Source organism: Nonomuraea rhodomycinica, assembly GCF_013363995.1.
GTDB lineage: Bacteria > Actinomycetota > Actinomycetes > Streptosporangiales > Streptosporangiaceae > Nonomuraea > Nonomuraea rhodomycinica.
Genome location: NZ_JABWGO010000006.1, coordinates 197,543 through 211,247, shown reverse-complemented (window position 1 = coordinate 211,247; position 13,705 = coordinate 197,543). Strand labels below are relative to the sequence as shown.

Annotated in this window: 8 protein-coding genes and 1 tRNA gene; 5 read left to right on the top strand and 4 right to left on the bottom strand. The window is 64.4% G+C overall.

The window, feature by feature from the left end:
* Positions 1-108: 108 nt before the first annotated feature.
* Positions 109-1,155 (bottom strand): M15 family metallopeptidase, encoded by a 1,047-nt coding sequence (locus tag HT134_RS24750; RefSeq protein ID WP_246365280.1) that lies wholly within the window; start codon positions 1,153-1,155, stop codon positions 109-111.
* Positions 1,156-2,401: 1,246 nt separating this feature from the next.
* On the opposite strand from HT134_RS24750, the gene HT134_RS24745 reads away from it, so the two are divergent.
* Positions 2,402-2,474 (top strand) — tRNA-Arg (locus HT134_RS24745).
* Between the two features lie 350 nt (positions 2,475-2,824).
* Here HT134_RS24745 and HT134_RS24740 read toward each other — a convergent pair.
* Both HT134_RS24740 and HT134_RS48335 read right to left on the bottom strand, forming a co-directional pair.
* Complete coding sequence (locus HT134_RS24740; protein ID WP_175602842.1) at positions 2,825-5,524, bottom strand: AAA domain-containing protein; 2,700 nt, start codon at positions 5,522-5,524, stop codon at positions 2,825-2,827.
* Positions 5,525-6,208: 684 nt separating this feature from the next.
* Positions 6,209-7,546, bottom strand: coding sequence for a J domain-containing protein (locus HT134_RS48335; protein WP_175602841.1), 1,338 nt, complete (start codon positions 7,544-7,546; stop codon positions 6,209-6,211).
* 799 nt (positions 7,547-8,345) lie between these two features.
* On the opposite strand from HT134_RS48335, the gene HT134_RS24730 reads away from it, so the two are divergent.
* The 4 genes from HT134_RS24730 (at position 8,346) to HT134_RS24715 (ending at position 10,226) form a co-directional block, all read left to right on the top strand.
* Entirely contained in the window at positions 8,346-8,618 is a 273-nt protein-coding gene (locus tag HT134_RS24730; RefSeq protein WP_217708308.1) for a hypothetical protein, read from the top strand.
* A 107-nt stretch (positions 8,619-8,725) separates the two neighbouring features.
* Positions 8,726-9,406: an HAD family hydrolase gene (locus HT134_RS24725; RefSeq protein ID WP_175602840.1), complete on the top strand. Its 681-nt coding sequence runs from the start codon at positions 8,726-8,728 to the stop codon at positions 9,404-9,406.
* 57 nt (positions 9,407-9,463) lie between these two features.
* Entirely contained in the window at positions 9,464-9,733 is a 270-nt protein-coding gene (locus HT134_RS24720; RefSeq protein ID WP_312888397.1) for a GntR family transcriptional regulator, read from the top strand.
* A gap of 10 nt (positions 9,734-9,743) precedes the next feature.
* Positions 9,744-10,226, top strand: coding sequence for an NUDIX hydrolase (locus tag HT134_RS24715; RefSeq protein ID WP_175602839.1), 483 nt, complete (start codon positions 9,744-9,746; stop codon positions 10,224-10,226).
* A 251-nt stretch (positions 10,227-10,477) separates the two neighbouring features.
* Here HT134_RS24715 and HT134_RS24710 read toward each other — a convergent pair whose 3' ends face one another.
* Complete coding sequence (locus HT134_RS24710; RefSeq protein ID WP_175602838.1) at positions 10,478-11,836, bottom strand: IS481 family transposase; 1,359 nt, start codon at positions 11,834-11,836, stop codon at positions 10,478-10,480.
* Positions 11,837-13,705: the final 1,869 nt, after the last annotated feature.

Below are 13,705 nucleotides of genomic sequence, written 5' to 3'. Positions count from 1 at the left end.
GCAGGACCATAACCCGCCCCGACACTCGAAACGACAGCAATCGCAACACGCACAACGTCACCCGGGCAGCGCGCCGCACAAGGGAGCGCCACAACCCGAGAGGAACACCTACAACAGAGAGTCGATCTTCGGGTCGTACTCCCAGTGCCACGGCTCGAACGGGCTGCTGTAGGCCCAGGCCGGATGGAACCACCCGTACTTCTTGGAGTTCTGCTCCATCCACACGAACTCCACCGACTTGTACCTCTCGACCCCACCACAGAGATCAACGGCCAAGCCAAGCCCATGATTACTACGCCCAGGCACCGCCGCGAACCCGGGACGCCGGTAGTACACCGACTGCTGCGCCGCCAGACTCCGGTAGGCGTCGGTCACGCACATCTGCTTGCCGAACCGCCGCCGATACGCCTCGTTCAGGCTGACGAACGCGATCGCGGCGTCGGCCCGCAGGCTGTGCCCCTTCTGCTGCAACGGGCACAGCATGGCCTTGGGGATCAGCCCGTTCGGGAAGGAGTTCGCCGTCGCCGCCCGCAACGGATTGCAACTCAGGGCCGCCCGCCCCACCTTGTCAATCTTGATGCCCAGCTTGACCAGCGCGGCGGTCAGCGACTTCACGATCTTGTCGGAGCGCTGCCGCAACATGTCCACCTCAGCTGCCATCTGCGCCTCGGCCAGCAGGTTGTTCGCCCTGATCTCCTGCGCCTCGGCCGCCAGCCGTTGCGCCTCCCTGGCGAGCACAGCGGTCTTCTCCACCGTCTGCTGCTTGATCTCCACCATGTACGTCGCGTACGTCATGGCCCGCAGAGTGTTCGGACTGGCGTCGCCCGACAGGAACGGCATGACCCCGTCCCCGCCCACAGGCTGCTGGTACAGCGACTCCGCCATCTGCGCGACCGGCTGCCTGATCCGCGCGAGGTTCCGGTCGGCCTCCTGGAGCTTGTCCAGCTTGGCCCTCAGGTCCTTCTCGGCCGCGGCGATGTCGGCCCGCCGCTTCTCCAGGGCCTTCGTAGCGTCCTCGAGCTCCTTGGCCGACTTCTCGGCCTCTTTGCGCAGCGCGGTGAGATCGGCCGGGTCCTTCTTCTCCACCCGTTCCGTACGGCCGGCGCGCTCGGCGGCTTCGGCCTGGGCGGAAGACGTCGCGGTCAGAGAAGCCATCACCATGACGACCGCGATCAGACCCGCTGATCGAGGGGATGGCACGTCCGACTCCTCCGTTTGCGAACTCGTTACCCGGGTCAGGCACGCACGTTACTACAGCCCCTGGAGTGCCCGGACCGAACTCCTACGACCCGCTATGTCACAAAAGCGCCCTTTGTGCGCCCACCCTGCCCGGACCGGCGCGAACACCGCCCACCGAGATCAACACCCGTATCCCGAACTACGCTCACGACGCCCACACGGTTCACGTCCCACCAAGCACGCGCCACCACCGCCGGCCAACGCCCTATGCCCGCGCGGGAGCCGGCGCCGCGTCTGAACCACAGAACCCGCAGGCGTACCCCCAGCGGCAGGATCGAACGACACGACAACGAACCCACAACCACGGACCGCACAGCGGGCGACACCATAAGGCCGCCTCCAACGAACGAGCGCGATCACGACGCGTCCGTGGGGGCTCCGTCCTCGCCGCCCTCAGCCGCCACCGCCCGCTCCTGCTCCCGTTCGCGGCAGACCTCCCACAACCAGGTGTCCACCCACTCACCCGGACATTCCTCCCCCTGAGCCGCGGCGACACCGTCGTCAGCCTCCCCAGAGCTCCGCCGCTCAGCGATCCCCGGAGACATGGCCTCCGCCCCGACCGCATCCGCCCGCGCCCCACGCGAGGAACGCCCCACAACACCCAGATCCGGCACAGAGGAGACGGACACGACCTCCGGGACGGGAGCAGTCTCCTCCTTGGAACGAGCCCGCTCCCGGACGACAGGAGGCGGCGGAACAACCCGCGCATACCGCCGCTCAGCGCGCGCAGGAGCCGGCATCAAGACCGCTTCCATCGCCACGTCACCACCGTCAGCGACTGTCCTCATCTCCCGCCGCACCCCGGCGTGCTCGTACCCAGTGAGCTCGCCGACCAATAACCCGCCCGCCAAGATCATCGGCGCCACCAACGCCGCCCCCAACACCACGGGCCGTCGATGCACGTCCCGCCGCCGCCTTCTGGTCACCCGCCCGACGTTAGCCAGCCCCGCCCCCACCCGACCCGATCACCGCCATCCCTTTACGCCTCCCCACACCACCCATGACCCCGCACCCGACCCACCTCGAAGCGGACCGCCGGGACGGCCACCCCCGAACAACACACCGGAGACAGCTCCGGACCCACAGCGCAGCCCACGCCCGCAAAGTCACCCGCCCCCAGGGCCCACACAGTGCCGGAGTTTCGCTAGGCTTACGGGAGTCCGCCTCCGTAGCTCAGGGGATAGAGCACCGCTCTCCTAAAGCGGGTGCCGCAGGTTCGAATCCTGCCGGGGGCACTCATCTCCACTAGGCATTTCGCCCTCTGACCTGCGGCTTCTCAGCCGCAGGTCTTTGCTGTCCACACCCTTGATAGGCCGCCGAGGGTACCCGTATGCAGCCGTAGGGCCATGATCTGGGGACATATGGGGGATGATCTTGATGGGATCTCCCCAGGTCACGCATCGGTTCTCATACCTTGTTAAGGGTCATGGCCGCCCGGGCAGGAAAACAATGATCGCTTGCCGTGTAGCCGAGCGTTACGGCAGGTTAATCAGCAGAATCACGCGGCTCCCCCAACGGCTGACGTTGCTCGAAAGGGACGAGCTAAGGAGCTAGACACCCCTCATCACGGGTTTACGCCCTCCGGTCAAGCACCGTCTGCCGGAAGCCAGCGTTGGATGAGGTGGCGAGGGACCGAGGCATCGATGTGCCACATCTTCCGAATCTTGTCGAAGTCGTACCGCACCCCAGCGGCGCGCATCGCCTCCTTGAACGCCTCCTTGTCGTGGTAATCGACACGCAAGTACCGGCGCCCGCCCAGGGTACCGCCGGACTCCACGTCAGCACCGTCTGCCAGTCCCTGGCGTCCTGTAGGTCCCGGGCGCCACGGCCGGGCAGGACGTTCCATTCGGGCGCGCTCGACGATATGGCGTACCCGCTGACAGGCCGTCGGATCTGTGATCCGCATCATCAGCTCAGTGGGCCCAATATTGGCCAAGAGGTTGAGCGAGCCGTGCCACAGCACGTTGTCGTCGATGATGAGGACCTTTTCGTGCATACGGTCCCGTACGACGACCCGGCATCCGGCCATCTCCAGATCACGAACGAGACTCTGCCTCCTCGGATCCTCCGATTGGTCACGGGTATGGACGGTGACCTGCACACCGGCCTGGATTCGCGGGGTGAGGCGGTCGAGCCATCTCCGTACGGGCCGCGGGTCGAGAAAGGCGCAGAAGATGTCGATGCTGCTGCGCGCGCGGACGATGTCCCACTCAACGGCGCGGGGCACCTCGTCGGCGGGAAAGAAGGCCGGTCGGGACAGCTCATCCTCGGACAGGTCCGCCAGCTCCCCCGCTGCGCGGAACGGTACGAGGTCGTCGACCGACAGTCTGTGAGCGTGGTGCTCCAGGTGGTCAAGCATGCGACCGGCCTCACTGCCTGGGCTCAACCTCGAGCGTAGGAACTGGGTGTCCGCGACAACTACCAGATGATCCTGGGCTCTGCTGAGAGCCACATTGAGCAGGCGGCAGGTATGGGAGGCCAGGCCCAGGTGCTCGTAAAAGTAGCCGAGCTTGCTGCCTGCCCCTGCAACCGTGTCGATCACCACGAGGGGGCGTTGACTGCCCTGGAATCGGTGGACGGTGTCGACCAGGCCCTCGTAGCTCTGGCCGAACCGATACTTAAGACTGTCGCGGAGTGCCCTCACCTGATCCCTGTAAGGAGCGATGACGGCCATTCGGTCAGTTGGCCGCCGGTCTGTCCATTTGCGGGCTGGAAGGACGTCGTCATACTGCAGGCCACGTATGAGCTCGTGAATGACCGCTTCGTGGACAGCATTGGTGGTGTGCGCACCGTATCGGTGTTGGGGGTTCGGGAGGCGGCGCGGGGTGGTGTCGATGAGGATCAGCGGGCCGCTTAGCAGCGGTGATGACGGGAGCCTGCTGAGGTCGTCGCGGCCAGGGCGGAGCGGCGCGTCCGGGTAGGCGACGACGTTGACGACATCGCAGATGGCTGGCCGCATACGGTACTGAGTGTCCAAGCACACCATGCGGGGGTCGTTGCGACGAGCCGAGCCCGCGCCGTCTACCAGGCCCGCTGTCGCGAAGGCATCGCGGTCCATCCAGAGCTTCGCGTGGTCCCTGTCCTGAGGCGTCGCATCCCGGTGTCCGGAGGCACGAGTCACCGCGGGGAGCTGACGGAAATCGCCAGCGATGACCACACGACGGCTCGCCAGGCCCGCGGCGCACCAGGCCGATGGAAGATTCACCATGCCGGCCTCGTCAATGATCACCACGTCCGGCGAATCGAGGAGGCTGCGGGATTGCACTGCCTTCGCAACCGTGGTGCCCATCACACGGCAGTTCCTACGCACAGCCTCAGTGATCTTCTGCAGGTCTTGCTCCAGTGCCGTGAGGTCCCTTTGCAGTCGCTCGACGGCCCGGCGAACAGGTCCTGCGGCTGGGATCGAGCGGAGTTGGTCGCTTAGAACAGCGAATTCCCGTTCCAAAGCGCCGAATGCGACCGCGTAATGCTGCTGAGCGGAACGCGCGTCGCTCAGCTTCTTGTCAAGCTCGGCCAGGGCGTTCCGGCGTTCCCAGTGGGCGCGCCCCAGTTCGTCCAGTTGGGCCTGTCTTCTCTTCGCAAACAGCCCCGATGGGGTACCGATGTCCCGGATCCGCTGCTCAAGGTCGGCGATGACAGCCCGGTTGGACCGGAGCTCTTCTTGGAGGGTGGCGATGAGCCGACTGTTGTCGTCCCGTTGAGCGGATGCGATTCGCAGCTCTTCACCGATGCGTTCCACCTCGGCATGGACGGCGAGGAGTCTTCGGTTGGCTTCCAACTGTTCACGGACGCCGGCGATCCGACCGGTCACTGACGCCGCAAGCCGCTCAGCGATCTTGCCCGGATCGATCTGATCCCCGAACCTGGCAGCCAGCGAGGACAGCTCTATCTCCCCAGCACGCTGCACGAGGCCTTCACCAAAGGCCTCCTCGTCTGACAAGAGGTCGCAGATACGTTCCAGCGCCTGGTCCACGGCCACCTTCGTGGGGGCGACGAACAGGACCCGCAGCTGTTGGCGGAAGCAGCCCTCTGCGATGGCGGCGACCACATCGGTCTTGCCGGTTCCCGGTGGGCCCCAGATGAAGGTCGCCTCGCTGCCGAGGGCCTGCTCGATCGCCTGTCGCTGCTTGGAATTGAGAAGTCGGTCCCGGTAGTTCCGGACGAAATGTTCAGGAGTGGTGCAGCGCCCATCACGTGGATTCCCCTGACCGAGCAGCCAACCGGCGGTCGTGAGGTTGACGGTGCTGTTCTCCTCGTCGCTCGCACCCTCAAGCCGGTCGAGCATGGACTCGAGTCCTACCGTCTCGTCCTTGCGCAGTTGAGCATTGGCGGGGTGGTTCCCCAGATTCGCCGTGGTCCTGACTGTGACATTACCGTCAGGCATCCGAGTCGCCTCAGCGCGCTCCCAGGGAGTCCGGGAGCGGGACAGCCGGATCAGAAGCTTCTCTCCAGAGAATGCGTCCTTCCAGGATCTGCACTTGAATAGATACTCGTGTCTCTCTCCGGTGCCACCGACCCGCCGCCCGTCGGACAAGGAGACCTTCTCGCCGTCGCCGTCCGCCTGCAGCTCAGCGGCGATCTCCAAGCGGACGGCTCGCGACAGCTCATCGACTGGAAAGGGCCTCTGCCGCGGGCTTTGACCATTCATCGTGCTCCTGGGGTGAGAAGTTGCCGTCCATCGAATCGGAATAAGTGTGGGCGATTCAGCGGATCGTCGCATGCGGGAACCGTATTCTGGGCGGTACATCTGTAGCGGACTCGCGATATCGGCCCAGCCAAATAGCCTGATTCACGCGGGCCGCCACTGCACTCTCACATGAGAGTATCGATGGTGCCACATCGAGGCGATGGAAGGCCGAACTGTCATGAGTTAGAGATTCCTCACCGGCTCCGCACAAGAAGACTCGCCATACCCTCCCCATGGCTGCAAGACCATCCTGCATGGTCGCTGTCATGCGGGGGAAGGACATCACCGCTTACGGGGCGCCGACCATCCGTCGATGTTCCGGCCGTCTGCTCCCTTGAAGTCAGCGACCAGTCGTCCGTCTCGAACAGTGAGCGACCAGATCCCCTGGCGCCTACAGCTATTCCCACCGACAGTCAAGATCGCACTGTCGTCGCCAGCGGCTATGGGCACAAGAATGCATCTATCCGCCTCCCAGCCTACGGTTCCGGCCAGCCCGGTGGTCTTGTTGTCGAGGATGAAGTCCATCCCGTCGGCAGCCCATTTTCCGACGAGGGATTCGGGGAGTCGGAAGGACCCTTCTGCGGGCTCTCGATTCAGCGTGATGACCTCACCGTCACGAGAAAGGCTCAATCTGCCATCGTCACGTATGCTGAGTTCCATATCTCGATCCGCACATGAGTTGGGCTGCGCGAACCGCTGCCCGACGGAGAGACCTCCGTTGCTCAACCTCCTGGGTATGATCGTCCCCCTGCAGAAATGCAGCGGATATTCTACTTCGCCGCTCCTGCGCCCGCCCTGCAGCGAGATCCGAACCGTATACAGCTGGCTGGTGCCGGGATAAACGCCGGACCCGATCCAGCTACCCGAGAATTCCACTGGAATCGACGCCCGAAAGGCATAATTGGCTGCAGCGATCAAGAGGACTGCAAGGTAGCACACAAACAGGGTCACGCTCAGTGCCGTCGCCCACAGGCAGCCGTTGCGTGAAACCATACGCCTAGGCGGCCGGATCAGATACGGAGAGGCTGGGAAAGGCCGACTCCACGGTGGGGCCTGTGGAGATCGGGGTGGGGGCGCGTACCTGTTGCGGGTCGGCCTGATGCGCCGGCCCTCCTCCATGGGGGACCGGAACGAACCGTGCCGCCGAGGAACCTCGCCCCATACAGGAGGGTGATGGTGCGGAGGGACCCATGGGGGCACTCTGTCACCACCAGGCTCGGTCCAGGGACGCTCCGCCGGCCCCTTTCCCGAGGGCCGTGCGCCAGCTCCGGTGTCCTCATTGGAACCGGCCTCCGAGAACACGTCAGTCCGGGCCTCATCCCACGGGTCATACCAGGTACCGTCCTGCGGATCATCAGTGAGTTCCTCCAGTGCGGAACCCCGTCTCTGATAAAGGTCGTATTCGGCCCGACGATTCAGCAGGACGTCCCTCGCGGCGTTGAGCAGACGCATCCTCCGTTCGGCATCGGCCCGGGCATCGGGGCACTGGTTCTTGTCCGGATGCCAGTCACGTGCCTGCCTGCGGAAGGCCTGGTTGATCGCTCTGTCGGAGCAGCCTCCGGCCACACCGAGAAGTTCGTAGGCGTCATGCCCCTCAAGGTCCCTGAACCCCTTGTCCACTCCTATCTCCCGATACGGCGGACCACGGACCCCCGGTAGCACGTCAGGGACCAATGGGCCGTCCCTGGCGTGTGACCCACGGGGACGACTCGCTGTCCGACTGCCACTGTCACGTCTCGATGTCCGGCGAGGTAGAGCACGAACACTTTCAGATGGTGCTCAGAGCCTTCGTAGTGCCATCCGCAGTCCTGTACCCGCCCGCCTCTGAGGAAGGGAGCCTGAAGCAGTTCCTGGGCCTTGCGCGGCAGATTTCCTAACATCGCCAGCGCCGTCGTGGTCAACCCTGAGATCGACTCCCGTCCCCCGGGACCACCGGGAGCCTCGGAAGGGTTCGGAGCCGCACCGCGAGCCGGGGCCGGCCTATAGTCGATCGCCATGCTTCGAAGGCTCGTCGGATCGAGCAGGTAGCCGGTGATTGCATACACCGGTCGGTGCTCGGTGTCGATACGGGGCTCCGCGGCACACAGTCCCTGTTCGCCGAAGACAACCGCCTTGCAACGGCCAGCCGGATCGGAGTGGTCTTCCGCCGCATACCAGCCCAACGTCCGGCCCGTGAGTTCCTCCAACCTCGCCCTCACACGCTCGCCGAGGGACCTCCAGCACTCCTCCCGCAAGCGGGCGCCGTGGTCGAATCTCATCGGCCCCGCGGAAAGCGTGGGGAGGGGAGGAACGGTACGATTCGGCGTGTTCAGCTGCGCCGATTGCAGCGAACCCTCTTCAGAGGTCACAGCAGGCAGGCGATCCACGGGTCTGGGCCTCCGATATCCGATACCGGGAGAATGCAGACCGCAATTCTGGTATGAACTTGATCACTTCGCTACCTGTTCCTGATATGTCCTGGTGCTCAGCCGATCCTCTGTGCGTCGAGTCGGATACGAGCGGAACAGACAACCTCAACCGTGCCGCATGTCATGCGTGCGTACTGCTGCCCGAGACCAGCTGCGAGGAGATCAATACCCTGCTGGACCGCGCTCTCCTCATCGGCACGCCCGATCAACCCGACCTGGGTTTCTTCAGTGAGATCCTCGAGAAGGCCGGCCCTTCGCCGATGTCGATGCCCTCCTGCCAGTGACCGGCGGAGTATCGGCGCTCCACGCCGATCTACAGGCTTCAAGGTAGGGCCCCTCTCCTGAGCAGCACTGTCTTTAAGGTGACGTAGTGCAGCTTTAAGGTGACGTAGTGCAGCGTCTCGCTCTCTTCGATCTCGACCGGACTCTCATCGACCTCGACGCCGCCTTCCTCCGGTGGGCCGACGAGTTCGCCAAGCAACACCGATTAGGCCCCGATGGTGTCCCATGGTTGGCCGCCTTGGACCGAGCAGGCCACCCACACCGGGACGTCTTCTTCAGCAAGGTACGCGAGCACTTCGGCCTCGCCGAGGTTGCCGAAGAACTGTGGGCGGCCTACCGCCAGCGGATGCCGCACCTCGTGCGGTGCTACCCGGGCGTTGTGGACGGACTGATCGAGTTACGGACGTCGGGGTGGCGTGTGGGCATCGTCACCAACGGCACGGCGGACGACCAGCTCGGCAAGCTCCGCCGCACCGGCCTGGCCGACGCCGTGGACGGCTACGCGGTGTCCGGCGTCGAGGGTGTCCGCAAGCCCGACAGCCGTCTGTTTCACCTGCTGCGCTCGCAGCAGTGCCACGAGGGACACGTAATCGTCGGCGCTAACCGTTTGCTCAAGCCCCGCATCGATCTCCGCGTTGCGAAGCGGAGTGCCTTGCCTGGTCGCGTAGAGGGCACCCGCATCGCTACGGAAGAAGGACCAGCCGGGGAAGGTGGCGCGAAGCGCGTCGAGGTCGCAACCGGGGAGTGCCATGGGGCCAGCGTAAGCAAAGCTCGGAAGGGTTGTCTATAGGGCTCCATAGGGCCATCCGGAAAACGATGGGGCGTTACGGTTTCCTACAGTGACGTCGTGATCGAATTCCGCCAGGACCGGCCTCGCTGGGAGCAGGTCGCCGACGTGATCCGTGAGCGCATCGCCGCCGGCGTTTACCGCCCGGGCTCACGAGTGCCGAGCGAGAACGATCTGATGCAGGAGTTCGGCATCGCCCGCATGACTGCCCACAAGGTGATGCGAGCTCTCCGCGAAGAAGGCACCATCTACACCGTCCGCGGCCTCGGCAGCTTCGTCAGCCAGCCAAGCGACGCCAACCCACCGGAAGACGAGGCGTCCAGCAAGTAGGCTCTGGACCGTGACTCGCAGGATCGACTTCTACAACGACCCGCAAGCGCCAGCCGTGAACAGCCCCGTCCCCTCGGTCAACGTCGTCGTCACCAACGAAGCCGGCCACATCCTCATGATCCGCTGCTCCGACAACGACAACTGGGCCCTCCCGGGCGGCGCCATCGATCTCGGCGAGTCCATCCCGGCAGCAGCCGTGCGCGAGACGCTGGAAGAAACGGGCATCACATGCGAGGTCACCGGGCTCGTCGGGACCTACAGCGATCCCAACCACGTCATCCTCTACACGAGCAACGGCGAGGTGCGACAGGAGTTCTCCATCGTCCTCACTGCCCGAGCCGTTGCTGGTGAGCCGACAACCAGCGCCGAGTCCCGCGAAGTCAGCTGGGTTCCGCGGGATGAGATGACGAACTACCGGATGGATCGCTCTATGAGCCTGCGCATCAGCCACTACCTCCAGTCGGACGGGAGCCGCGGTCCACACATCGGCTGAACGCAGTCAGCCGCCCCAATCTAGCGCCAAGCAGTGATCGGCCCAGACCGACAGCGACGGACAAAGCCCAGGCCACAGCCATGATCGCCGTTGTCAGGTCTCAGCACCCGTGCGACAGATCCGGCTCGGGAGGTGGGTGACACTCCAGCTAGATGATCTTTGGCATGTCCTGTGGATGACAGTACCGCGGGTTGGCGCGAGCAGGGATGTTAACGGCCCGGGCCTCAGCAGAGCCAAACGGTTAAGGCAGGTCATAGACCGTGACCGAGATACACCTCGACCGCCTGATGGGGGCCGGGGCGGGCCGGTTTGGGTGCGGGCTGGATGCGGGTGCCGCCTTCGGCCAGCAGCTGGCGCAGATGCTGAGGCATCAGCCGGGACGGGACCTTCTTGATCCTGACACCGGCGGCCAGCAGTTCGACGGTGCCGGTATCGGCCCGCAGGGTGATCGTGAGGCCGGCCCGGTGGGTGCCGAGCCAGAACTGCTGTCCGCAGACGGCCAGGTTGCCTGAGGCGGGGACGATTCGGGTGAACTCGACGGCCAGGTCGACCGGGTCGATCCCGTCAGCCGGCATCACCAGTTGGGCTGGCTCGGCCTGCACTGGTGACTCCACCGCTGGTTCGGGCTCCGGTTCGGCGTGCGGATCGGGGAAGCCATGGAGGGCTGGTGGAAGCCGCAGCGGCAGGTGGTCGTCGTGGCGGGGGTGGAACCGGTCGGCGGGGCGGTCCATGTCCAGGCTCTGGTGGGGCCGGTGGGTGTTGTAGTCGGCGACGAAGGCGTCCAGGACCTGCTGGGCATGCTCGATGCTGGTGAACGGGCCGTGCTCGTCCAGGAGTTCGCGCCGCAGGGTTTGGTGGAAGCGTTCGACTTTGCCGGTGGTTGTGGGTGAGTGGGGTCGGGTGAGCCGGTGAGTGATGCCGTTCTCGCGGCAGATCCGGTCGAACAGCACTTCCCCGCCGCGGCCGAACCGGGCGGTGAACTGCTTGCCGTTGTCGGTGAGCAGTTCTTCGGGGATTCCGTAGCGGCGCATGGCCGTGGCGAGGGCCGAGCAGACGGCCCGGCCGGTGGGGCGAGCCACCACGGTGGCGGCGACGCAGTATCGGGAATAGTCGTCAACCCCGGTGACGACCTTGCACTCGGTGCCATCGGCCAGCATGATCCCGCCGACGATGTCCATCTGCCACAGCTGCATCGGCTCGGAGCGCTGCCAGCGCTTGTAGTCCTCCCGCCGCCGTCCCCGAGGGGTGACCTGCACGAGGCCATGGCGCACCAGCACCCGATGCACCGTCGCCCGCGACGGCACCGGCCCGGGGCAGCCTCGGCGGGTCAGTTCCCACACCAGCCGGCGAGCACCCCAACGCGGGTGATTACGCCGCAGCTCGCAGATCAGCGCCTCCACCTGGGCCGGTGTCCGGGTCGGTGAGGTGCGTGGGCGGGATGAACGGTCTGCCAGCCCGGCCAGGCCCTGATCGCGGTATCGGCCAAGCCATCGATGCACCGCCTGACGTGAGACCCCGAACCTGCGGGCGACCTCGGTGACACTCGCCCCTGATAACACCTGCAGCACGGCTTGGTACCGCTGCTCGACCACGCTCAACTCCACCAGCACTCGGCGAAGTGTTACGCACGTCCTGAGCACGGTGTGTCACACGGGTCATGAGACCCGACAGCACCATAAGTGCAATATACACTCCTGCCTGATGGGCGATCAGGCTACAGTCTCGTTACCAGATAGGACGCTCTACTCGATCCGGATAGTTTCATACTGTCATCTGCACGCTCCTGACGGGAGTCTCTACCTCTGCGATCCTAGGTGCCGGGCACTTGGCAACAGATGTTCGGGCCACCGCTCTGACTGCCTTGCGAAACAGGCCAAAGGGCAAGACGGTCGTGTCGGCCTGTAGGGCGAGGCGGGCTGCTCTGCAAACAGCCGAGATCCCTAGATGTCGTACCTCGCTGTAGGGTTGTGGCCGTGAATTATTCTCTGGCGCGTGAACGTCTGGCCGGTTTACTTGCACTTATTTACCGTTGGGGCGAGCTGTACGAACGGCGGTGGGGTAAGCAAGCGCCGTATCAGGAGCAGCCTGGGCTTGCTCTACAAGTGGAGGCGCTAATCGACGAGGTCCGAACAAGGACGAAGCTAGCCCACGATGTGATCACAGTGATGGGACAGAAGGACCTAGCGGCGAAGGTCGTCGAACACGAAGAGGGCCTGCATGGAGGCCCATCCGTTCACACAAGCTCGCGTCGCGATCGTCGAGGCGATTGCCATCTTGGCTCAGCGAGAGGAATTGGCTGAGATAGTGGGTCCTGTCGGTCCCCAGTTGTAGCGTCTGAACGACATCCGAACATCTGGAGTGCGGCTGGGAAGCTGTGGGACGACGGCCATATCCGTCCAGTGGTCCAGACCGCGGCTACGGCACTGGAAGCGCTTCTACAGCGCATAGCTGGATCCAGTTCGTCGGGTGAGAATCTCGCCATTCTGTTCTTGATCAACGAGCTCACAAGAGGATCACCCCGCCTTCGGCTTCGTGATGTCGACCCGGCATCGAAGACGTGGAAGTCAGCTCATGAAGATGCCGCCTACCCACCATGCCAGCACTGGGCCTTTTCCGGGAGGTTCTCCATGAGAAGCTCTCTGACGGCCAGCTTCGCTGGGCAGATAACGATCTCATCGACATGATGTACCTGACCGCAGCCGCCGGCTACTGCCACTACGTCGTAGGCGAGCGCGCGCATACTGCCCACATCGCGAACGCATCGCAACGGCTAGGCAGAGTCAATAAGCTTCATCGCGACCTTCAATCACTCATGAAACAGCTCTAAGCTGCGCTGAGAACGCTGAGCTGCCGACAAGATCGGACACCATATGTGCTCAAAGGGCGAACGTGAGCTGTCTTCTAGCCCAGGCACCAGGTGCTCGAGTTGGAGGTTTCGCTTAGCTTAACAAGCGGGAAGTCAGGCTGCCGCGGGGCTTCCGTTCCTCGGGCCTGGCGGCCCTGCGGTACGGGTCCCCTTGCCATCGAATGAGTAGAGCTGATCATCTGCCGGGGTTCTGTACAGCAGCGGGATACAGCAACCCGCCTCACAGGTTCACCTGGCACTGATCGACATCTGCCGTCTGACCAGGAGAACGAACGGGCCACGTCGTGAACGGCCCCCGTTTGCAACGAAAGCAGGCAGTCGCTCGCCGGCCTTTTGTATGGCACCCAGGTGCGGGATGCAGGCCAAGACTGTGACGATCACCGACTTCGGTGCTCGCCGTACGGGGCTGGAGGCGATCGGCTGCTGCGGACCGACTCCGTCGGCCCTTGCCACCGGGCACGCCGGGTTGCTGTAAAGGCAACCTCGGCTATCAGCCATGTACGGAATGCATCACTGTCAACCTTGGAAGCTTGGAGACAGTTGTATGCCACAGCGGTCCTTAGCAGAGCCGGTGAGACCGTCCTCTTCTCGATCATGTGACGTTCGAATGTGA